Genomic DNA, 21102 nt, shown 5'->3' on the forward strand with positions numbered 1-21102 from the left:
GGTAATGAGATGGGGAAAGCGTACGCCGGTTGGCTAATGACATAAATGATACAAATAGCAATAGACTATTCTATTTTTGTTAATAATGGCATATCGACGCCCGGTGAGCGATACGCGATCCGCGGCCTTTTTTCGGCCAAAAACAGCGAAAATCACCTGACTGGAGGAAAAAAAGTGAAGGAATAGTCCGGGGAACAGTGCTTAACCGTGATTACAGATGGCGAAAATCATAGGTATTTATCTTTGAAATCATCCATGGATATTGGTCTGGAAAATAAATACCCTTGATAAAACTCTACATTCAGCGATTTTAGCTCTTCAAATTGTTCGGTGGTTTCAACACCCTCAGCGATATTTTTTGCGCCGACTGAGTTAGAAAGCTCAATAATGTTTTTCACAATATTGCCAATATGAGTCTTACTGATGATATCTTGGGTGAATGATTTATCTATCTTAATATAGTCAAACTTACAGTTTTTAAGGTAACTTAAGCTGGAATATCCCGTACCGAAATCATCAAGCGCAATCATTATGTTTTTGTCTCTTAGATGATTTATAATATTCATATTGATATCATCATTTAATTGCTGCCTTTCGGTGACCTCTAAAACAACTATCGGCTTTCTCTCTTTAAATCCAACTAAAAAATCATCAACATCATCAATCAAAAAATCATGATTGAAATAATCAGGGCTAATATTAAAAGCCACATGAAACCCATCGGGCAAAGCAGTGATCGTGTCTTTTAGCTGGTGTTGCACCTGTTTTAATAAACTACGCGTCAGCGGAATGATGAGATCGTTTTCCTCCGCAACGGGTATAAAGTTATCAGGGGCGATGACTCCTTTTTCGGGATGTAGCCATCTCGCGAGAATTTCGCCACCACACACTTTTGCATCTCTGTTAAAAATAGGTTGTATCCAGGGAACGATCTCATTCTTCTTAATTGCTCTTTTAAGCGCTTCTTTCGGGTGAGGCTCCTTGCCGGAAAAATAAAACAAGGACGAGCCAGCTAAAACGGAGAACATAGCAATCAGGATTAAAGACGTTTTCTCGTTGCTTATAAAATACAGCCACGTATCTCTGAATGAATAATCAGAGTACACAAGGTAATTTTCCTGACTGGGCTTCTGTACATGAAGATAGCCATTAATTGCTATATTTTGTTTATTAACAATGTTATTTGACAATGAGGATATAACATCATCACCAATCCTGAGATACACAGGGAAATTCACCCTTGCCATAGAAAGCACATTGTAGATATAAAATCCATCGATAGTGGCCACTACGCCTTTTTTACTCTCCTGCGAGTAATGATTTAGTACAACAAAAGGAACCCCCGGATTTATTACCTTACTTATATAAACAGAAAGCCTGGTTTCAGAATACTCTTGCTTTAGTTCTGACGTTTCACCATAAATTGATGAGCAATAGGTGTGTCCGTTACTAATAAGATTAATACTTCGTATATTAGGCGTATTGGCTTCCAATACCCTTAGTGCTTCAAGCGTTTCCTTACTACAGTCTGAACCTGCATATTTATCTGCACGATTCAATGCATTTTCAGCATAACCGATCATTCGATCTAACTGCTGAGTAATTTGATTCAGATTATTCTTTGTGATTGATTTCAATGAATAAACAGACTGGATATAAAGAACTGATGATGACAGGAGAAAAAGAGAAAGTGTCGTTATAAAAGAGATTAAGATTCTTTTATTTAAACTTTTGATATCCATTAACGCCACCAGTCAGAGATTTTTATCATTATAGTGCAATGGAAATAAGAATGCTAATAGCGCAAAAACATGCCCATGATACCACCTACCGGAGCTAAGCGCTGACACGTGCACCGGGTAAAAAACGCCAATGCCTCGTGTCATGCATGCTCTTTACAGTTTCACACAGAAAAAGACAGGACGTTTCCCAATAGTAAAAAGATAACCTCGCGGCCCCTGATCCAGGATGGAATAGAGTATTTTTCTTTGAGGATAAACATAAAAGTCAGGAACCAGTTCGCTAAGCTCAGCATCAGAGATAGTATCATTATTAGCTATTTTAGCTGTTTTTACAGAGTAAAATTGAAATGAGTCTTTATTTTCCGTCCAGGTATATGATACATCTCGTCTGATGAGACCAATGACTTTATTATCACGAGAGTATGTCCCACTTATCGACACAACACCTGTTTTCAGTTTCAATTCATAAGTGAATACAATAGAAATATCGGCTCGCTTATCGCCCTGGAAGACAACGCTAGATATAGCGCACGTTTCTCTATCATAGGGTTTGCTTTTCCAGATATGATAGAACCATGTTAACGAAATACCTGTAATGAGAAACAAAAGAAGGTATAGTGATGTCAAGTATTTAGTCACGAATAACACCTCGAATGATCAGGGTAGTACAGTCAGTGCTCGATATATCCTCGTAGGGGTCCTTACAAAGCAGAGCCGTGACGACAGGTGTTGACATAGAGGAAGAAAAATAAATCCATGGGTATCTCTTACAATCGACTCCGGTATTTTTTATAATGTTTTTAAATTTCTCAAAATTATTATGATCGCTAATACCCTCATTCTTTGAAATATAATGACAACCATTTTCCACCTGTTGCAATTTATAGTCATCGAAAAAATTCTTTGCGCTTTCGTGCCATTGCAGGTGAAAAAAAACAACAGCAACTATGGTAAGCGCCATTGCGATGAGTATATTAACTGGTTTGATAAAAAATCGCCGATACTGAAATGTGTATCTTGTATTTTTGCTTTTTTTATGGGATTCATCTGCTACGGAAGCCGTATGTTCTGAACCCGTTGGTTCATTTGATACCGCGGTTTCTTGTGTGCTGGATGTAGAATTTTCATCAACGGAGCTACGGGTAACCTTTGTGTTCCCGCCAATTTGAAAACCTTTACGCGGCACGGTGATAATCACTGAATCACGATTTTCACTGGTTTCGGCTAATCCGCGCCTGATAATCGATATGTTCTGGTACAATGTATTTAATGGAACACTCGCGCCCTCCTCGCCCCATACATAGTCAAAAATATCTTTATGAGATACGACTTCCGGGTACGATTCTAATAAAATCTCAAAGCAACGAGATGCAGGCGTTGTGAGCACAGCGCTTAATTCAGGATTTATCAAAGATACAATGACTTTATTCTCAGGCGCGAATTTTACGCTATCGTTAATTATCCAGAACATACATTAGATCACCTATAATAAAACATTCAGCCTAGATTTAGCACTGTAATTACCCTTCTTATATTAGCAGAGAAATTGTAATTAAGTAAATACGGCGATAAATTTTCCGTTAGAAAACCGATGTTTGTTGAGGCCAGGTTGTATTATAGCCAATATCATATTGCGGTGGATTCTGCTAACCGAGGTGGCGGCGTGCAAGCACTGCAGATTCTCCGACAAGGACCCGCTGCGCCAACGGTAGTCACAAACGCTGAGCGTTGACATCGTTATAGCACAAATACCCGGAAAGCATGATACTTTCCGGATTAATGCTTACGCCATTTCCTCAATAACGCCTTCCATCACGAAGAAACTACCATCCATCATAGTGTAATATGCATATGATTTTTTATCTGCAAAATTGTCGCAATGTACCACCGTGGATTTATCCGTTTCTTGCCATGAAATCAGGAAGTGTTTATCCGTTACGGCCTTCCATGTAAAAGGGACCGACATTGCCGTACCCTTTAGCGCTCCATTCAGGAACTCTATATTCAGCGTTTTACCATCGCCTGAGTAGGCATTAGTGACTTCTAACCCATTATCCATTTGCAATTTAAATTTTCTGTTGGCATAGGGGAATGATTTCGACATGGCGGCTCCGATATTATCTGGTATTACGGCTTAATGGCTCAATGACATCGCATGAGATCTGGCCGTAATGATAAGGGCCGGGCATTGAAGGGATAAATAGCGTAATGAGCAATAGACTATTCCGTTTTTGTTCACAAAGCAGAACAAAAGCCGGGTTCAACTCTCAGGTATGAAGGGTTGGTCATCCGACCGGCCATAAGGCTGAGGTGACGGCGGACTGTCAGGCCAAACGTCCCAACGGAATGCTTCGACAGAGGCTTATGAAGAGTATACCAACAGCCAAAAAAACAAAGGGGTTACCTTTCGGTAACCCCTTGTTTAATCTGGCGGAAGCGCAGAGATTCGAACTCTGGAACCCTTTCGGGTCGCCGGTTTTCAAGACCGGTGCCTTCAACCGCTCGGCCACACTTCCGGAATGAGGCGCACTATAAACACCTCGATGCGCCGTGTAAAGCCCGAATGCGTTCGTTTGCCTGAAAAACAGCCAAAATGCCGTTAATCGATTGAAATAACAACATGTTGACCATTTTATCAGCACAACATCCCACGCTTAGTGCTTTTTAATGTACATGTCTTTGGTGTAGTAATAGCCGAGCTTATCCGGGGTAAATCCGCCGACCCAGGGTTTCACCAGATGCGTGCGGACATAGTGATATACCGGAATAGCGGGCACATCCTGCGCCAGCAGGTCTTCGGCCTGCTGGTAATATTTACCGCGCATCGCGACATCCGGCGCTTTCGCGGCGTTGCGCAGCGCCTCGTCATAGGCCGGATTGCTGTACTGGGAGGTATTTTCGCTGTCGCCGGTCCGGAAGTTATTCAGGAAGGTTGCCGCGTCATCGTAGTCGGCGATCCACGCGTAGCGCACCACGTCAAAATTATGGGTGTGCATGCTGTCGAGCATGGTCTTCCACTCCTGGTTTTGCAGCTTCGCGTCCACGCCGAGGTTTTTCTTCCACATGGAGCTTGCCGCAATGGCGATACGCTGATGCGATTCCGAGGTGTTGTACAGCAGGTTAAACGTCAGCGGATGGCTGTCGTTAAACCCGGCCTCGTTCAGCAGCTTTTTCGCCTCACTGATGCGCTTGTCCATCGGCCAGCTGGCGTACTCCGGGTTATGTATCGTGACCCCGCCGATATCCGGCTGGCTGATGACCCAGGCCGCACGCTGCCCCTGCCCCAGCACTTTGTCCGCGATAATGTCTTTATCCAGCGCCATATTCAGCGCCTGGCGGACTCGCGGGTCATTAAACGGCGGTTTCGTGGTGTTGAACTCGTAGTAGTAGGTCGCCAGCTGCGGTGAAACGTTCAGCTGCTCGCCCATCGTTTTTTTCAGCTGGGTAAACTGATTGATAGGTACCGTATAGGTAATATCAATCTCACCGGCCTTATAACGGTTCACATCGGCGGCGTCCGAGCTTATCGGCAGATAGGTGACCTTGTTGATCGCGGTATGCGCATTGTCCCAGTACAGCGGGTTGCGCTCCGCGACGATGCGTTCGTTCACCACCCACTGCGAGAGCTTATAGGCGCCGCTGCTGACGAAGTGCTCCGGCTTGGTCCACTTATCGCCAAAGCGGGCGATCAGCACTTTATCGACAGGCACCAGCGACGGATGCGCCAGCATCGCCAGAAACGCGGCGTTCGGCTGGTTTAACGTCACCTGGAGGGTCGTGTCGTCCAGCGCCTTCACACCCAGCGTATCTGGCGCCATTTTGCCCTGAGCAATGTCCGCTGCGTTAACGATATGCATGTTGCCGGGGTAGCTGGCGTAAGGGGATACCGTTTTTGGATCGACCAGACGTTGCCAGCTCCAGACGATATCCGGCGCCGTAATTGCCGTACCGTCGGACCAGGTGACGCCGGGACGCAAATGAAACGTCCAGACCGTGTTATCCTTGTTCTCCCATTTCTCCGCCAGCCGCGGCTGAATCTTCCCTGTCGGCGAGACGCTGACCAGTCCTTCGAATAAATCGCTGATAATATTGAATTCGACGTCGCTTTCTACTTTGTGCGGGTCGAGCGATGTCGGTTCGCTGCCGTTGTTCCTGACCAGCTCTTGCTTCTCCGCCAGCACAGTTCCTTCGGGAATCACGGCGGCAGAGGACAGCGTGGCGCTACCAAGAAGACCGGCGGCCAGCAGGCCGGAGGTGATGCGATTGTGTGGTTTCATATCCATTGCCTTATTGATTTCATTATTGTTGACACCGCCTTCAGTCTTAGCGGCGCATTGCCAATAACGCAATGTTTTTCAGTAACCTATAAGATCTCGATCTGGCGCATCGGCAAAAAACCACATTCCTGCTGCCGGATAAATCATCATCGCTATAATCTGCTGGATTTCTGCGCGGCAGGGTCGGTAAAGATGGGTAAAACAACTGGAGCTTTCCGCTTTGTTTTCATATTCTTTGACGCTATTACATCTGTCATCATAAAGAGAGTGACACTATGGATCGTATTATTACCTCGTCGCGTGACCGTTCGTCGCTTCTTAGCACGCATAAAGTCCTGCGTAATACCTATTTTCTGCTGAGCCTGACGCTGGCGTTTTCGGCGATTACCGCTACCGCCAGCACCGTGCTGATGCTGCCGTCGCCGGGTCTGATCCTGACGCTGGTGGGTATGTATGGTCTGATGTTCCTGACCTATAAGCTGGCCAACAAACCTGCCGGTATTCTGGCGGCATTTGCCTTCACCGGTTTCCTGGGATACATCCTCGGCCCAATCCTCAACGCCTACCTGTCTGCAGGCATGGGCGACGTGATCGCGCTGGCGCTGGGCGGTACGGCGCTGGTCTTCTTCTGCTGCTCGGCCTATGTGCTGACCACCCGTAAAGACATGTCGTTTATCGGCGGTATGCTGATGGCCGGTATCGTGGTTGTACTGATTGGCATGGTGGCAAACATCTTCCTGCAGCTGCCGGCGCTGCACCTGGCAATCAGCGCGGTGTTCATCCTGATCTCTTCCGGCGCTATCCTGCTTGAGACCAGCAACATCATCCACGGCGGTGAAACCAACTATATTCGCGCCACGGTGAGCCTGTACGTGTCGCTCTACAACATCTTCGTCAGCCTGCTGAGCATCCTCGGCTTCGCCAGCCGCGACTAACCGCTGACGAGCCCCGCAAAACCCCGCTTATGCGGGGTTTTGTTTTTTGCTACACTGCCCCGGTTTTTGATTCATATTGCGAATAACTATGTTGAACTTTGAAGGTAAAGAGATAGAGACCGACAACGACGGCTATCTCAAGGACAGCACGCAGTGGAGCGAAGCGCTGGCGGAAGTCATCGCCCGGCAGGAAGCGATCGCCCTTTCCCCGGAACACTGGGAAGTCGTGCGTTTCGTGCGTGAGTTTTATCTGGAATTTAATACCTCGCCCGCCATCCGTATGCTGGTAAAGGCGATGGCGAACAAATTTGGCGAAGAGAAAGGCAACAGCCGCTATCTCTACCGTCTGTTTCCGAAAGGCCCGGCCAAGCAGGCGACAAAAATCGCCGGGCTGCCGAAGCCGGTGAAGTGTATTTAATAGCGAATATCAAACCGCTCCCAGCGCTTATCGCTGTGGTAGGGCTCCACCAGCACGCGATCGACCCGGGCGCTGCGCGGGCCGCCCGCTTTCAGCCAGGCGATAAGCGTTTCAACCTGCGCGGCGTCGCCGCAGGCCAGCACCTCAACGCTGCCATCATCCAGATTACGCGCATAGCCGGTTAACCCCAGCCGCAGCGCTTCCCGCTGCGCGCTGTAGCGAAACCCGACGCCTTGAACCAGACCGTGTACCCATGCGATCGTGCAGACCTGTGCCATCATTATGCTCCTGTCGTAGCGTTGTTCATTGCATTTCCCGGCTGAAGCCAGGAAAATGGCGCCCATTTTCTTCAAACCGTCAGAATAGCAAATTATGAGCGTACGTTTAGTGTTAGCCAAAGGCCGCGAGAAATCCTTGCTGCGCCGCCATCCCTGGGTTTTTTCCGGCGCCGTGGCGCGTATGGAGGGTAAAGCCTCTCTCGGTGAAACCATTGATATCGTCGACCACCAGGGTAAATGGTTAGCCCGCGGCGCGTATTCTCCGGCGTCGCAGATTCGCGCCCGCGTCTGGACGTTTGAGCAAAACGAAGCCATTGATATCGATTTCTTTGTCCGCCGCCTGCAGCAGGCGCAGACCTGGCGCAGCTGGCTTGCCGAGCGGGACGGCCTGGACAGCTACCGCCTGATCGCCGGTGAATCCGACGGGCTGCCGGGCGTGACCATCGACCGTTTCGGCAACTTTCTGGTGCTGCAGCTGCTGAGCGCTGGCGCTGAGTATCAGCGCGCGCCGCTTATCAATGCGCTGCAGACGCTGTATCCGGAGTGCGCCATCTACGATCGCAGCGACGTTGCGGTACGTAAAAAAGAGGGGATGGAGCTGACTCAGGGCCCTGTCACCGGCGAGCTGCCGCCTGCCCTGCTGCCTATCGAAGAGCACGGTATGAAGCTGCTGGTCGATATCCAGGGCGGTCATAAAACCGGTTATTACCTTGACCAGCGCGACAGCCGTCTCGCCACCCGCCGCTATGTTGCCGATAAGCGCGTACTGAACTGCTTCTCCTATACCGGTGGCTTCGCCGTTTCCGCGCTGATGGGCGGCTGCCGTCAGGTGATTAGCGTGGATACCTCGCAGGACGCGCTCGACGTGGCGAAGCAGAACGTCGAACTTAACAAGCTGGATCTCAGCAAAGCCGGGTTTGTCCGTGATGACGTCTTCAAACTGCTGCGTAAATACCGCGATCAGGGCGAAACCTTCGACGTGATCGTCATGGATCCGCCGAAGTTTGTGGAAAACAAAAACCAGCTGCAGGGCGCCTGCCGCGGCTACAAAGATATCAATATGCTGGCCATCCAGCTGCTGAATCCGGGCGGCGTGCTGCTGACCTTCTCCTGCTCGGGGCTGATGACCACAGATTTATTTCAGAAAATCATTGCGGACGCCGCAATAGATGCCGGGCGTGATGTACAATTTATAGAGCAGTTCCGTCAGGCGGCCGATCACCCGGTGATTGCTACCTACCCGGAAGGGCTGTATCTGAAAGGGTTTGCCTGTCGCGTCATGTAACTTGAAAAGCGAAACATTGCCCGCATATTCAGTGTCAGTAATGTTTCCCGGGAGGTGACTATGATTGCCAGCAAATTCGGTATTGGCCAACAGGTCCGCCATTCCCTGTTGGGTTATCTGGGCGTGGTGGTTGATATCGACCCGGAATACTCCCTGGATGACCCGTCAGCGGATGAAGTAGCGGTTAACGACGATCTGCGAGCCGCGCCCTGGTACCACGTGGTCATGGAGGATGACGATGGCCAGCCGGTTCATACCTATCTCGCTGAAGCCCAGCTAAAGAGCGAGGCGAGCGATGAGCATCCTGAACAACCGTCCATGGATGAGCTGGCGAGAACCATCCGCCGACAGCTTCAGGCACCGCGTTTACGTAATTAAAATAAACCCCGCATCCGCGGGGTTTATCGTTATTTATTTCGCCAGCCCAAGCCGCGGAATTTCAATCGCCGGACACTTGTCCATCACCACGTTAAGCCCCGCCTCCCGGGCAAGCACCGCCGCCTGTTCGTTGATAACGCCAAGCTGCATCCACAGCGTTTTGGCGCCGATGGCGATAGCCTCCTGCGCGACGCCCCATGCCGCTTCAGAATTGCGAAAAACGTCCACCATGTCCACGCTCTCCGGCACCTCCGCCAGCGTGCCGTATCCTTGCTGGCCCAGCAGGGTTTTCCCGGCCACCTTCGGCGATACCGGAATCACGCGGTAGCCCTGATCCAGCAAATACTTCATCACCCGGTAGCTGGGACGGTCGGGTTTATCACTCGCGCCCACCAGCGCAATCGTGCGCGTAGATGTTAAAATGCCTGCAATATCGTTCTCTTTCATCATTATCCTCCGGGCTCTTTTGCAAAGTGTACGACAATCCCGACCCGCCAGCCATTCAGCCCTGTCCGAGTCTCAGCGCAGTGCGTCACAGTATGTCCGGATGTTAATAAAAATCAATTTTGTAAAGTTTTGATACACTCTAATGGTGGGACATGTCTTTATCTGGAGAGATGAATGAAAGCCATCATCATGACGCTGTATCTGCTTTTGCTGCCTGCAGGCGCCATTGCCACTACGCTGCATTTGTCCGGCGATGTGGACCTGCTGGTGCTGGACGGTAAGGAAGTGTCCAGCCTGCTGCTGCGCGGCGCGGAAAGTATTGAGCTGGATAACGGCCCGCATCAGCTCGTGTTTAGGGTTGAGAGGATGGTGCGCCTGCCCGACAATAATCGCCAGCTGTATGTCTCGCCAGTGCTGATCGCCAGTTTCGACTCCCGACAGATAAACCAGGTCAACTTCAGCCTGCCGGAGCTGGAAACGCTGCTCGACGCGCAAACGTTCACCTTCGCCCCCTCGGTAAAACTGCTGGACGGCAATGCGGCGCCGATTCCGGCAAAGCTCAGTATTCTCGCCATCACCCAGGCCGGCGACGACATCGATTATGAAAAAGCCGCCCGTCTCTATAACCAGACAAATCCGCCTCCCGCCGCGGCGGCCTGGCAGCCGCAGTCCCTGACCGAGCAACGTCTGAAACACTGGTTTGAACTCGCCGACCCGCAGACCCGCCATCGCTTTCTGGAGTGGGCAAAAAGGCAGCCTTCGTCCTGATATCATGACGCCGCGCATCATATTTTTCATCCCGGCGACTTGCAGCGGCAGTCACTTCCAGTAATCTGTCTGCATCTGAACTGGTGGAATAAAACGATGGAACTGACTACACGTACGCTGCCCGAGCGTAAACACATCGCGCTGGTGGCGCACGATCACTGCAAGCAGATGTTAAAATCCTGGGTCGAGCGGCACCAGCCGCTGCTGGCCAAGCACGTTCTGTACGGCACCGGCACGACCGGCAACCTGGTCTCGCGCGCAACCGGCCTTGAGGTCAATGCGATGCTGAGCGGCCCGATGGGCGGGGACCAGCAGGTCGGTGCGCTGATCGCTGAAGGCAAGATAGATGTGCTGATCTTCTTTTGGGATCCGCTCAACGCGGTACCGCACGATCCGGATGTCAAAGCGCTGCTGCGCCTGGCGACGGTGTGGAACATTCCGGTGGCCACTAACGTCGCGACGGCGGATTTTATTATCCAGTCACCGCATTTTAACGACGCCGTTGATATTCAGATCCCCGACTACCAGCGCTATCTCTCTGAACGCCTGAAGTAATCGTCAGCCCGGTGAGCGTTCGCCGGGCTGATTTTTATGGCTTACGCAGCGTGGGAACGCCAAGTTCCGCCAGCGCTTCTACGAATACCGAGGGCTCCTCTTTGTTGTACAGCAGCCACACGCGCTGACGCGCGCGGGTCAGCGCCACGTACAGCAGACGCCGCTCTTCGGCGTCCGGAAAATCCTCTTCCTGCGGCAACAGCGCCTGTTCCATGATGGACTCGCGCGCGGGCGCGGGAAACGCATCCTGCCCCTGCTGTAGCCCCAGCACGATAACGTAATCCGCCTGCTGGCCTTTGCTGGCGTGAATCGTCATAAAATCAATCAGCAGATGCGGCCAGCGCGTTGCGGCTTTCTCCAGCGCGGCCGGTTTCAGGTGATGGTAGCGCGCCAGAATCAGGATCCGCTCATTCGGCCTGGCGTAGCCGCTGAGCTTATCGAGCAGGGCATCCAGCTGATTATCCGTAAGCAGCGTCACGGCTTTCTTATCCCCAGCGGTCAGGCTGTTCAGCGGTTTGTTCAGCTGATGCGGGTTTTGCTGAATAAAGCGGTTGGCAATTTCGCCGATACGCCCGTTAAAGCGGTAGGTGGTGTCCAGCGCACAGAGATCGCCCTCGCCGAAATAGTGATTAAACGCGGTGGTGAGCGACAGCTGCGCGCCGCTAAAGCGATAGATAGCCTGCCAGTCGTCGCCGACGGCAAACAGCGTCGTCTGCGAGTTTTGCTGGCGCAGCGCCGCCAGCAGCGCCGCCCGCTGCGGCGAAATGTCCTGAAACTCGTCGACGAGAATATGCTTCCATGGGCTGACGAAGCGCCCCTTCTCCAGCACGTTGACAGCCTGGTGAATAAGCCCGGAAAAATCCACCGCATTTTCATCTTTCAGCGCGGTTTTCCAGGCCTTCAGCAGCGGCGCCATCAGCTTGACGCGTTTGCCGAAACGTTCGCGCACCTCGTCCGGGGCCGCAGCAATCATCTCCGCCTGCGAGCCGCCGTGCATGCGCATCAGCCCGACCCAGCGGTCAAGCCTGCCCGCCAGCCGCTTCTGCAGTGTTTCATTGCGCCAGTAGTCGCCCTCCGGCACCTGCCAGCCCATCTCCTCTTCCAGCCACTGCCGCCAGCCTTTCGCCTGCGCTTTTTTCTCCTGGCACTGCTGCTGCCAGCTTTTGATCAGCAGCGTCTGACGCGCCGCGGTATCGTTTTCAAGCCTGCTAATAGTGGGAACTTTCTTGCTCCCCTGCCGGATGATATGCAGCGCGAGGGCGTGGAAGGTTTGCGCTGAAATCGCATCGGTGTTGAGACGCTCGCGAATACGTTCGTCCATCTCCTGCGCCGCCTTACGGCCGAAGGCCAGCAGCAGGATCTGCTCCGCGGCGGCTTCGCCACGGGTCATCAGCCAGCCCGCCCGCGCCACCAGCACCGACGTTTTTCCGCTTCCGGCGCCCGCCAGCACCAGCAGAGAGCGTTCGCCGTTCACTACTGAACGGGCCTGCGCCGGATTGAGCGGTGAGGATTCAATATGTTCAAAAAACGCCGCATATTGCGCCAGCATCGTTTCGGTAAACGCCTGGTTATGCTGCAAACGACTGGCGTCCATATCCTGTAGCCAGGCCTGGCACTGCCGCCACAGCTCGCGGCAGTTCGCAAAAGTATCAAGACGACGGGTGGGAATCGGCAGCCCTTCCAGCGCGCCGAGGATGTTCTGGCGCAGGCTGGCGATCGCCTGACGGGTTAACCACTTGCCTTCCGTCGTATGGCGGGCAATCACCGCCAGCTGCTGCTGCAGCAGATCGGCGGCAATCGTGCTCATCTCGTCGCTCCACTGCTGCCAGCGGGCCTGCAGGTGACGATGAAAGCGCTGCGTTTCCGCCCATTCGGTGCCGTGTAAGCGCACCACTTTATCCTCGGGCAGCACGAACTCCAGCTCTCCCCAGACAAGCCCCCGCCGGCAGTGAATCTCGGTCAGCTGATTAAAAGGAATAAGATATTCATGGCGATCGCCAGAGACCTTCACACCGGCATTAAGAAGTTCCACGCGATCGTACGGGTGCTGCGCCATGCGCTTGCCCAGCGTTGTTGCTTTTAGTTCCATGTCTTGCCAAATCCCGGTTTTATACTTATGTCAGACAGTGTAACCGCCAGATACCAGGTGCTCCAGCCCAAAAAAACGTTACAATCGTCGGGTCTTCTTATTCACCGGACTGAACTGAGGTCGTATGCGTACCGTTCTGAATATTCTGAATTTTGTATTGGGTGGCTTTGCCACCACGTTGGGGTGGCTAGTGGCGACGGTGGTCAGCGTGATTTTAATTATCACGCTGCCGCTCTCGCGCTCATGCTGGGAGATTACCAAACTATCACTGGTGCCTTACGGCAACGAAGCGATTCATGTCGATGAGCTGGAGCCGGGCAATAAAAATGCGCTGCTCAACGCGGGCGGCACCCTGTTGAACGTACTGTGGTTTGTTCTGTTCGGCTGGTGGCTGTGCCTGATGCATATTTTCACCGGCATCATGCAGTGCGTCACGATTATTGGCATTCCCGTCGGTATCGCGAACTTCAAAATCGCGGCGATTGCGCTGTGGCCGGTAGGCCGCCGCGTGGTATCAGTGGAAGTCGCTCGCGCTGCGCGTGAAGCTAACGCCCGCCGTCGTTTTCAGTGACAGGGACACATGCCCGCATGCTAAGCCCCGTCATCAGACGTTATACCTGGAACAGCGCCTGGCTGTATAACGTCAGAATTTTTATCGCCCTTTGCGGCACCGTCGCCCTGCCCTGGTGGCTGGGCGACGTTAAGCTGACGATCCCGCTGACGCTTGGCGTTGTCGCGGCAGCGCTCACCGATCTTGACGATCGCCTTGCCGGGCGGTTGCGCAACCTGGTGATTACCCTTGCCTGCTTCTTTATTGCTTCCGCTTCCGTCGAGCTGCTGTTTCCCTGGCCCTGGGCGTTCGCGCTGGGGCTGACGCTCTCTACCAGCGGTTTTATCCTGCTCGGCGGACTGGGCCAGCGCTATGCCACGATCGCCTTCGGCGCTCTGCTCATCGCGATTTATACGATGCTTGGCGTTTCGCTCTACGACCACTGGTACCAGCAGCCGCTGCTGCTGATCGCCGGCGCGGTCTGGTATAACCTGCTGACGCTCACGGGGCATCTGATTTTTCCGATCCGCCCGCTGCAGGATAACCTCGCCCGCAGCTATGAGCAGCTGGCCCACTATCTTGAGCTGAAGTCACGCCTGTTTGACCCGGATATTGAGGATGAAAGCCAGGCGCCGATGTATGAGCTGGCGCTGGCGAACGGGCAGCTGGTCGCGACCCTGAATCAGACCAAAACGTCGCTGCTGACGCGCCTGCGCGGCGATCGCGGCCAGCGGGGCACCCGTCGGACGCTGCATTACTACTTTGTCGCCCAGGATATTCACGAGCGCGCCAGCTCATCGCACATCCAGTACCAGATGCTGCGGGACAACTTTCGCTACAGCGACGTGATGTTTCGCTTTCAGCGGCTGATGTCGATGCAGTCTCAGGCCTGCCAGCAGCTGGCGAAATCCATTCTGCTGCGTACCCCCTACCAGCATGACGGACGCTTTGAGCGCGTATTCGCCCACCTTGATGCGGCGCTCGATCGCGTCAAGGCCAGCGGCGCGCCAGCCGAGCAGATGAAGGCGCTGGGTTTTCTGCTCAATAACCTGCGCGCCATCGACGCTCAGTTGGCCACCATTGAGTCAGAACAACAGCAGGCGCAGCCGCAAAGCGAAACAGAAACGCTGCTGGCCGACGACAGCCTGCACGGCTTTAGCGACATCCGCTTACGCCTGAGCCGCAACCTGTCGCCGGAATCGGCGCTGTTCCGCCATGCCGTGAGGATGTCGCTGGTGCTATGCGCGGGCTATGCCTTCATTCAGTTTACCGGGCTGCACCACGGCTACTGGATCCTGCTGACCAGCCTGTTCGTCTGCCAGCCTAACTACAACGCCACCCGGCACCGCCTGGCGCTGCGTATCGTCGGCACGCTAATCGGTGTGGCGATTGGCCTGCCGGTGCTGCTGCTGGTGCCGTCGGTTGAAGGACAGCTGCTGCTGATCGTCCTCACCGGCGTGCTATTCTTTGCGTTTCGCAACGTCCAGTACGCCCATGCAACCATGTTCATCACGCTGCTGGTGCTGCTGTGCTTCAACCTGCTGGGCGAAGGATTCGAGGTCGCCCTGCCGCGCATCTTCGATACCCTGCTCGGCTGCGCCATCGCCTGGGCCGCCGTCAGCTTTATCTGGCCGGACTGGAAATTCCGCAACCTGCCGAGGGTGCTGGAGCGCGCCATTGACGCTAACTGCCGCTATCTGGACGCCATCCTCGAGCAGTACCATCAGGGACGCGATAATCGTCTGGCATACCGTATCGCCCGCCGCGATGCTTATAACCGCGATGCGGAGCTGGCGTCGGTAGTGTCTAACATGTCGACGGAGCCGCGCATGACGGACGAGATGCGGGAAACCGCGTTCCGTTTGCTGTGTCTCAACCACACGTTTACCAGCTACATTGCAGCGCTGGGCGCCCATCGGGAAAAGCTAGGAAACCCGGAGATCCTGACGCTGCTTGATGACGCCGTCTGCTATGTGGATGACGCCTTTCACCATACCCCGGCAGATGAGCAGCGCGTGCAGCTGTCGCTATCCGGGCTGATGGAGAGGATCCGCCATCTTGAGCCGAGAGCCGACAGCAAAGAGCCGCTGGTGCTGCAGCAGATTGGCCTGATGGTAAGCCTGCTGCCGGAGATTTGCCGTCTGCAGCAGCAGGTGCTTTGCCAACCGCGTTAACCTCTCTTCTCCTGTGTCAGCATCTCAGCCCATTCCTGCAGATGCTGACGCCGCTGGTGCGGAATAGCCGCCGCATGGAGCCCAAGTATTGCGCCTTCCAGAGCAAACAGAACGCTCACGTTCAAATCTTTTCTGAGCCTGCGCAGCCGAAACCAGACGGTGGCGGAGCCCAGCGCGCGAAGCGTTTGCGGATCCTTGACGCCGCTTTCATGCAGCAGCATCTCCAGCTGGAACGAGATATTCGGTAAATCCTTCAGCCGCCCCGTTCCCCGTCGTCGCCGTTTCTCCTGCAGCGCTTCGCCAAGCGACTGCTTTGACAGCTGCAACAGCAAAGGCCTGTTCAGCCAGAGGTCGTCATCCACCCGGTAATAGTTCAGGGAAACGCGCCTGCCGCGTTTCGAGAGCGTCAGCAGCGTCGGCGGATGCGTAACGTGATAGGTCGCGCTTTCCTCGCATACCCTGAGGTACAGCTCCCCCTCCGCCACCATGGCGAATACCGTGTCGTCGACGGAGAGGCTGTACCCGCCAAACAGCGCGCGATGGCGAATCTTTCCCAGAGGCGACAAACATTCTTCAGATTCATAGATCCGTTGATACGATAATTTTTTCATGATTATTCCCTGTAATCATGGACATAGATTCAACATGTGATAACGGATCCGCTAACAGGGAAAATAGGAAACTTCAGCCACTGGGGCAAGATCAACCTGCGACAGTTCACCGTAACCGGACAATTTTGCGAGATGCTTTCAGAAAATGAGGTTGATCTTTGTACTCAGTGGATGTACTGTATATTCATACAGTAACCCACAAGGCGGGATGCACTATGTACACTTCTGGTTATGTTAATCGCTCATCAATGACTCCGGCGTCCACAGCGGGCCGCCCTTCTCAGCCCCTTTCCAGCGGACTGATCAGCGAAGTGCTTTACCGTGAAGATCAGCCAATGATGACGCAGCTGCTGCTGTTGCCTCTTCTGCAGCAGCTGGGGCAGCAGGAGCGCTGGCAGCTGTGGTTAACGCCGCAGCAGAGGCTGAGCCGCCAGTGGGTTCAGGCATCCGGATTATCGCTGTCAAAAGTGATGCAGGCAAATCAGATGACGCCGCAGGAAACGCTGGAGTCGATGATTCGCGCCTTGCGCACCGGTAACTATAGCGTGGTCATCGGCTGGCTGCCGGAAGCATTGACTGAAGAGGAACATATTCGGCTGGTTGACGCAGCGGAAGAAGGTAACGCGTTGGGGTTTGTGATGCGCCCTGTACGCAACAATCCCCTGCCACCGAGACAATTTTCAGGCGCAAAAATTCACTCAAATGTGTTTCATTGAGTGAAATTAAGATTTTTCCTGGTATTTTTTTTAGACGTTCGATAACCCACTCTTTCTAAGGGTCAATTTTGCGGGAATGCTTGTCTGGCGCGGTTTGCAGCATTTTATACCGCCTAAAAAATAGGCGCATTTGTTAAATAATGTGTACACAATTCTTTTTTTTTCATATGCCTGACAGACTTCACACTTGTAAGTTTTCAGCTACGTTGTAGACTTTACATCGCCAGGGGTGCTCGGCTGACACTATATATTGGCATAGTTATTAACAAGTCACGCCCCCGGTGAAGGATTTAACCGTGAGTTCCTGATGGATCTTCATGGCGATTTTGGATGATAACGAGGCGCAAAAAATGAAAAAGACAGCTATCGCGATTGCAGTGGCACTGGCTGGCTTCGCTACCGTAGCGCAGGCCGCTCCGAAAGATAATACCTGGTATGCAGGTGGTAAACTGGGTTGGTCCCAGTTCCATGATACCGGTTGGTACAACGATGACCTGAACAACAACGGCCCGACTCACAACAGTCAGCTGGGTGCCGGTGCGTTCGGTGGTTATCAGGTGAACCCGTACGTTGGTTTCGAAATGGGTTATGACTGGCTGGGCCGTATGCCGTACAAAGGCGACAAAGTTAACGGCGCATTCAAAGCTCAGGGCGTTCAGCTGACCGCTAAACTGGGTTACCCAATTACTGACGATCTGGACATCTACACCCGTCTGGGCGGCATGATCTGGCGTGCAGACTCCAGCAACAGCATCGCTGGCGACAACCACGACACCGGCGTTTCTCCGCTGGTTGCTGGTGGCGTTGAGTGGGCAATTACCCGTGATATCGCAACCCGTCTGGAATACCAGTGGGTTAACAACATCGGTGACGCAGGTACCGTCGGCGTTCGTCCGGACAACGGCATGCTGAGCCTGGGTGTTTCCTACCGTTTCGGCCAGGGCGAAGTTGCAGCTCCAGTAGTTGCTCCGGCTCCGGCTCCGGCTCCGGCTGTACAGACCAAACACTTCACTCTGAAGTCTGACGTTCTGTTCAACTTCAACAAAGCGACCCTGAAACCGGAAGGTAAACAGGCTCTTGATCAGCTGTACTCCCAGCTGAGCAACCTGGATCCGAAAGACGGTTCCGTCGTTGTTCTGGGCTACACTGACCGCATCGGTTCTGAAGCATACAACCAGAAACTGTCCACCCAGCGTGCTCAGTCTGTTGTAGATTACCTGGTATCTAAAGGTATCCCGGCTAACAAAATCTCTGCACGTGGCATGGGCAAATCTGACCCGGTTACCGGCAGCACCTGTAACAACGTGAAAGCTCGCGCTGCACTGATCGACTGCCTGGCACCAGATCGTCGCGTAGAGATCGAAGTTAAAGGTATCAAAGACGTTGTAACTCAGCCGCAGGCTTAAGTTTCTCGTCTTATAAAAAAACCCCGCGCTGCGGGGTTTTTTTTGCCAGAACGAAAAACGCGAAGGTTACTCTTTACCTAACAGCGCCTGTAAATCCTGCTTCAGACTGCTCATCTTCGTCGCGTACTTCTCTTTGTTTTCCGCGTCTTCAATCAGCTGCACAATGGTCTCGGATAGCGTTTTGCCGCGACGCTGCGCCAGCCCCGCCAGCCTCTGCCAGACCATAAACTCCAGATCGATAGATTTCTTCCGCGTATGCTGATGCTCGGCGTTAAAATGCCGCTTACGCCGCGCGCGAATGGTCTGCTTCATGCGGTTTTGCAGGTCAGGATTCATATGCTGCTCAATCCAGCCGTTAACCTGCACGGGTTCATTTTCGAGCGTCAGCAATACATCTACCGCTTCCTGAGCAGCGCTGGCCTCAACATAGCGGGTGATAAGCTCGCCTTCGCGATGCTTCTTTACCAGATAATGCCATTTCCAGCCGCTTTCAAGGTTTTCCAGTTGTTGATATTTCATTGCGATCTCAATGTGACCGTGTAACTCATTTCAGAATAACAGGTTTTTACCGTTGTGCTGAGAAGAAATCGCCTTCCGTGCGCAGCGTCGGGAAGCCGCTGAAAGATGCCCGCTATTCCCCGTGTGCTCGCTGGCAGCATAGGGTATAATCCTTTGCTTTACATCTAACTAAAAAACAGCGACTTTGACCATTACTAAACTTCCCCGACGCGCTCTTGTCCCTGATACTGAGGCCTTTCAGACGCTGTTTGCACAGCCTGACCTGGCTTCGGATCCCGGTTCTTTACTGAGCGACACTCAGGCGCGCTTATTTTACGCGCTGGAGCAATTTCTCCATCCGCAGGCGATCTCCTCATTTCTGCTGGTGAAAGCGCCGGAGGAGCCCGATTATTTTCAGCTATTGAACGACGCAACCGTCGAGCTGCGTGAGCCCGCTGAAACGCTGACCGGCGTGAATTACCAGATACAGGGTAAGAACGTGACGATGCAGCCCGCCGGGCAGGCAGACGACAATTTTGCAAGCCAGGGTCCCGTCATTCACGCCGATTGGGTGGAGGCTGAGCAGCTGTTCGGCTGCGTACGTCAGTTTAATGGTGAAATTAGCCTGCAGCCGGGCCTGGTGCATCAGGCCAACGGCGGCGTGCTGATCCTCTCTCTGCGCGCGCTGCTCGCGCAGCCGCTGCTCTGGATGCGCCTGAAAAATATCGTCACCCAGCAGCGTTTCCGCTGGCTCTCCTTTGATGACGCCCGTCCCCTGCCCGTCAGCATCCCGGCCATGCCGCTTTCGCTGAAGGTGATGCTGGTCGGCGAACGGGAATCGCTTGCCGATTTCCAGGAAATGGAGCCGGAGCTGTACGACACTATTATTTACAGCGAATACGAAGACAACCTGCAGATTGTTGACGAAGAGACGCAAAAGCTGTGGTGCCAGTGGGTATGGCATATCGCGCATCAGCAGAATCTGCCGGGACCCGACGCCTCGGCCTGGCCATTGCTTATCCAGGAAGCCGCGCGTTATACCGGCGACCAGCAAACGCTGCCGCTGTGTCCGCTGTGGATTGGCCGCCAGCTGCGCGAAGCGGCCGCCTTTTGCGATACCGGCAGCCTGAACGCCGAACAGCTTGCGACGATGCTAAATCAGCGCCAGTGGCGCGAGGGGTATCTTGCTGAACGGATGCAGGACGAAATTTTACTTGAGCAGATCCTTATCGAAACCGACGGCGAGCAGGTCGGTCAGATTAATGCGCTGTCGGTCATTGAATTTCCGGGCCATCCGCGCGCGTTCGGCGAACCATCCCGTATCAGCTGCGTGGTCCATATCGGCGACGGCGAATTTACCGATATCGAACGCAAAGCCGAGCTGGGCGGTAACATTCATGCCAAGGGCATGATGATCATGCAGTCGTTCCTGATGGCAGAGCTGGGTCTTGAGCAGCAGATCCCCTTCTCGGCCTCGCTGACGTTCGAGCAGTCCTACAGCGAAGTCGACGGCGATAGCGCCTCAATGGCTGAGCTCTGCGCGCTGATAAGCGCGCTGGCCAACGTTCCGGTGAATCAGAGTATTGCCATCACCGGCTCCGTCGACCAGTTTGGGCGGGCGCAGCCCGTCGGCGGGCTGAATGAGAAGATTGAAGGGTTTTTCGCTATCTGCCAGCAGCGCGGGCTGACCGGAAAACAGGGCGTCATTATTCCGTCGGCGAATATTCGTCATCTGAGTCTGGCCCAGGACGTACAGCAGGCGGTAGAGGCCGGCGAGTTTTCGCTCTGGGCGATTGATGATGTTACCGATGCCCTTCCGCTTCTGACCCAGCTGGTGTGGGACGGCGAAGGCAAAACGACGCTGCTACAAACTATCCAGGAGCGTATCGCGCAGGCGACGCAGCCGGACGCGCATCAGCGCCCCTGGCCGCTGCGCTGGCTAAACTGGTTTAATTCCAACTGATCGGACTTGTTC

The 21102-nt window shown here is 53.4% G+C and carries 21 protein-coding genes and 1 tRNA gene; 11 read left to right on the forward strand and 11 right to left on the reverse strand.

Translation table 11 applies throughout. The features are described 5' to 3' along the window. Positions 1-227: 227 nt before the first annotated feature. The 6 genes from ENTCL_RS14030 to ENTCL_RS14050 form a co-directional block, all read right to left on the reverse strand. A complete protein-coding gene (locus ENTCL_RS14030; protein ID WP_013366803.1) occupies positions 228-1742 on the reverse strand; it encodes an EAL domain-containing protein in 1515 nt (504 codons plus the stop codon). 153 nt (positions 1743-1895) lie between these two features. Next, a complete protein-coding gene (locus tag ENTCL_RS23075) occupies positions 1896-2381 on the reverse strand; it encodes a hypothetical protein (RefSeq protein WP_013366804.1) in 486 nt (161 codons plus the stop codon). Continuing rightward, complete coding sequence (locus ENTCL_RS23080; RefSeq protein WP_013366805.1) at positions 2374-3213, reverse strand: winged helix-turn-helix domain-containing protein; 840 nt, start codon at positions 3211-3213, stop codon at positions 2374-2376. Before ENTCL_RS23080 ends, ENTCL_RS23075 begins: the two co-directional genes overlap by 8 nt. Before the next feature lie 312 nt (positions 3214-3525). Next, a complete protein-coding gene (locus ENTCL_RS14040) occupies positions 3526-3846 on the reverse strand; it encodes a MoaF-related domain-containing protein (RefSeq protein WP_013366806.1) in 321 nt (106 codons plus the stop codon). A 324-nt stretch (positions 3847-4170) separates the two neighbouring features. Continuing rightward, positions 4171-4258, reverse strand: a tRNA-Ser gene (locus tag ENTCL_RS14045). A 138-nt stretch (positions 4259-4396) separates the two neighbouring features. After that, positions 4397-6019 carry an ABC transporter substrate-binding protein gene (locus ENTCL_RS14050; RefSeq protein WP_013366807.1) on the reverse strand — a complete coding sequence of 541 codons (1623 nt, stop codon included), beginning with the start codon at positions 6017-6019 and terminating at the stop codon, positions 4397-4399. 275 nt (positions 6020-6294) lie between these two features. On the opposite strand from ENTCL_RS14050, the gene yccA reads away from it, so the two are divergent. Together yccA and tusE are read left to right on the forward strand one after the other, a co-directional pair. Next, positions 6295-6954 carry an FtsH protease modulator YccA gene (yccA, locus tag ENTCL_RS14055; RefSeq protein ID WP_013366808.1) on the forward strand — a complete coding sequence of 220 codons (660 nt, stop codon included), beginning with the start codon at positions 6295-6297 and terminating at the stop codon, positions 6952-6954. Between the two features lie 88 nt (positions 6955-7042). After that, positions 7043-7372, forward strand: coding sequence for a sulfurtransferase TusE (gene tusE / locus ENTCL_RS14060; RefSeq protein WP_013366809.1), 330 nt, complete (start codon positions 7043-7045; stop codon positions 7370-7372). On the opposite strand, the gene yccX is transcribed toward tusE, so the two are convergent. Next, entirely contained in the window at positions 7369-7650 is a 282-nt protein-coding gene (yccX, locus tag ENTCL_RS14065; RefSeq protein WP_013366810.1) for an acylphosphatase, read from the reverse strand. The genes tusE and yccX overlap by 4 nt on opposite strands. Positions 7651-7744: 94 nt before the next feature. On the opposite strand from yccX, the gene rlmI reads away from it, so the two are divergent. Together rlmI and hspQ are read left to right on the forward strand one after the other, a co-directional pair. Continuing rightward, entirely contained in the window at positions 7745-8935 is a 1191-nt protein-coding gene (gene rlmI, locus ENTCL_RS14070; protein WP_013366811.1) for a 23S rRNA (cytosine(1962)-C(5))-methyltransferase RlmI, read from the forward strand. Positions 8936-8995: 60 nt separating this feature from the next. After that, complete coding sequence (hspQ, locus tag ENTCL_RS14075; protein ID WP_013366812.1) at positions 8996-9313, forward strand: heat shock protein HspQ; 318 nt, start codon at positions 8996-8998, stop codon at positions 9311-9313. Between the two features lie 33 nt (positions 9314-9346). Here the strand turns inward: hspQ and ENTCL_RS14080 are convergent, their stop codons facing one another. After that, positions 9347-9760 (reverse strand): CoA-binding protein, encoded by a 414-nt coding sequence (locus ENTCL_RS14080; protein WP_013366813.1) that lies wholly within the window; start codon positions 9758-9760, stop codon positions 9347-9349. Between the two features lie 174 nt (positions 9761-9934). Between ENTCL_RS14080 and ENTCL_RS14085 the strand changes: the two genes are divergently transcribed. Further along, positions 9935-10528, forward strand: a complete 594-nt coding sequence (locus tag ENTCL_RS14085) for a DUF2057 family protein (RefSeq protein ID WP_013366814.1) — start codon at positions 9935-9937, stop codon at positions 10526-10528. Between the two features lie 96 nt (positions 10529-10624). Beyond that, complete coding sequence (mgsA, locus tag ENTCL_RS14090) at positions 10625-11083, forward strand: methylglyoxal synthase (RefSeq protein WP_013366815.1); 459 nt, start codon at positions 10625-10627, stop codon at positions 11081-11083. Positions 11084-11117: 34 nt separating this feature from the next. Here mgsA and helD read toward each other — a convergent pair whose 3' ends face one another. Further along, on the reverse strand, positions 11118-13172 hold the full coding sequence (helD, locus tag ENTCL_RS14095) for a DNA helicase IV (RefSeq protein WP_013366816.1): 2055 nt from the start codon (positions 13170-13172) through the stop codon (positions 11118-11120). A gap of 124 nt (positions 13173-13296) precedes the next feature. Between helD and ENTCL_RS14100 the strand changes: the two genes are divergently transcribed. Next, the gene (locus ENTCL_RS14100; RefSeq protein ID WP_013366817.1) at positions 13297-13743 is read left to right on the forward strand and encodes a YccF domain-containing protein; all 447 of its coding nucleotides are present in this window, start codon (positions 13297-13299) and stop codon (positions 13741-13743) included. Between the two features lie 17 nt (positions 13744-13760). Continuing rightward, on the forward strand, positions 13761-15896 hold the full coding sequence (gene yccS, locus ENTCL_RS14105) for a YccS family putative transporter (protein ID WP_013366818.1): 2136 nt from the start codon (positions 13761-13763) through the stop codon (positions 15894-15896). Here yccS and ENTCL_RS14110 read toward each other — a convergent pair. Further along, the gene (locus ENTCL_RS14110; protein WP_013366819.1) at positions 15893-16507 is read right to left on the reverse strand and encodes a TfoX/Sxy family DNA transformation protein; all 615 of its coding nucleotides are present in this window, start codon (positions 16505-16507) and stop codon (positions 15893-15895) included. The two genes, yccS and ENTCL_RS14110, sit on opposite strands and share 4 nt — an antisense overlap. 215 nt (positions 16508-16722) lie before the next feature. Between ENTCL_RS14110 and sulA the strand changes: the two genes are divergently transcribed. Beyond that, positions 16723-17223 (forward strand): SOS-induced cell division inhibitor SulA, encoded by a 501-nt coding sequence (gene sulA / locus ENTCL_RS14115; protein WP_013366820.1) that lies wholly within the window; start codon positions 16723-16725, stop codon positions 17221-17223. Between the two features lie 350 nt (positions 17224-17573). After that, on the forward strand, positions 17574-18629 hold the full coding sequence (ompA, locus tag ENTCL_RS14120) for a porin OmpA (RefSeq protein ID WP_125452100.1): 1056 nt from the start codon (positions 17574-17576) through the stop codon (positions 18627-18629). Between the two features lie 66 nt (positions 18630-18695). Here ompA and matP read toward each other — a convergent pair whose 3' ends face one another. Continuing rightward, entirely contained in the window at positions 18696-19148 is a 453-nt protein-coding gene (matP, locus tag ENTCL_RS14125) for a macrodomain Ter protein MatP (protein ID WP_013366822.1), read from the reverse strand. Between the two features lie 184 nt (positions 19149-19332). Here matP and ENTCL_RS14130 point away from each other — a divergent pair, with 184 nt between their 5' ends. Then, a complete protein-coding gene (locus ENTCL_RS14130; RefSeq protein WP_013366823.1) occupies positions 19333-21090 on the forward strand; it encodes an AAA family ATPase in 1758 nt (585 codons plus the stop codon). Positions 21091-21102 lie beyond the last annotated feature (12 nt).

The organism is [Enterobacter] lignolyticus SCF1 (assembly GCF_000164865.1).
Classification (GTDB): Bacteria; Pseudomonadota; Gammaproteobacteria; order Enterobacterales; family Enterobacteriaceae; genus Enterobacter_B; species Enterobacter_B lignolyticus.

Excerpts from the sequence above, each read along its gene's own strand:
- ENTCL_RS14030 (WP_013366803.1), bottom strand. The coding sequence starts at position 1,742 with ATGGATATCAAAAGTTTAAATAAAAGAATCTTAATCTCTTTTATAACG.
- ENTCL_RS23080 (WP_013366805.1), bottom strand. The coding sequence starts at position 3,213 with ATGTTCTGGATAATTAACGATAGCGTAAAATTCGCGCCTGAGAATAAA.
- ENTCL_RS14040 (WP_013366806.1), bottom strand. The coding sequence starts at position 3,846 with ATGTCGAAATCATTCCCCTATGCCAACAGAAAATTTAAATTGCAAATG.
- ENTCL_RS14050 (WP_013366807.1), bottom strand. The coding sequence starts at position 6,019 with ATGAAACCACACAATCGCATCACCTCCGGCCTGCTGGCCGCCGGTCTT.
- yccA (WP_013366808.1), top strand. The coding sequence starts at position 6,295 with ATGGATCGTATTATTACCTCGTCGCGTGACCGTTCGTCGCTTCTTAGC.
- tusE (WP_013366809.1), top strand. The coding sequence starts at position 7,043 with ATGTTGAACTTTGAAGGTAAAGAGATAGAGACCGACAACGACGGCTAT.
- yccX (WP_013366810.1), bottom strand. The coding sequence starts at position 7,650 with ATGGCACAGGTCTGCACGATCGCATGGGTACACGGTCTGGTTCAAGGC.
- rlmI (WP_013366811.1), top strand. The coding sequence starts at position 7,745 with ATGAGCGTACGTTTAGTGTTAGCCAAAGGCCGCGAGAAATCCTTGCTG.
- hspQ (WP_013366812.1), top strand. The coding sequence starts at position 8,996 with ATGATTGCCAGCAAATTCGGTATTGGCCAACAGGTCCGCCATTCCCTG.
- ENTCL_RS14080 (WP_013366813.1), bottom strand. The coding sequence starts at position 9,760 with ATGAAAGAGAACGATATTGCAGGCATTTTAACATCTACGCGCACGATT.
- ENTCL_RS14085 (WP_013366814.1), top strand. The coding sequence starts at position 9,935 with ATGAAAGCCATCATCATGACGCTGTATCTGCTTTTGCTGCCTGCAGGC.
- mgsA (WP_013366815.1), top strand. The coding sequence starts at position 10,625 with ATGGAACTGACTACACGTACGCTGCCCGAGCGTAAACACATCGCGCTG.
- helD (WP_013366816.1), bottom strand. The coding sequence starts at position 13,172 with ATGGAACTAAAAGCAACAACGCTGGGCAAGCGCATGGCGCAGCACCCG.
- ENTCL_RS14100 (WP_013366817.1), top strand. The coding sequence starts at position 13,297 with ATGCGTACCGTTCTGAATATTCTGAATTTTGTATTGGGTGGCTTTGCC.
- yccS (WP_013366818.1), top strand. The coding sequence starts at position 13,761 with ATGCTAAGCCCCGTCATCAGACGTTATACCTGGAACAGCGCCTGGCTG.
- ENTCL_RS14110 (WP_013366819.1), bottom strand. The coding sequence starts at position 16,507 with ATGAAAAAATTATCGTATCAACGGATCTATGAATCTGAAGAATGTTTG.
- sulA (WP_013366820.1), top strand. The coding sequence starts at position 16,723 with ATGTACACTTCTGGTTATGTTAATCGCTCATCAATGACTCCGGCGTCC.
- ompA (WP_125452100.1), top strand. The coding sequence starts at position 17,574 with ATGAAAAAGACAGCTATCGCGATTGCAGTGGCACTGGCTGGCTTCGCT.
- matP (WP_013366822.1), bottom strand. The coding sequence starts at position 19,148 with ATGAAATATCAACAACTGGAAAACCTTGAAAGCGGCTGGAAATGGCAT.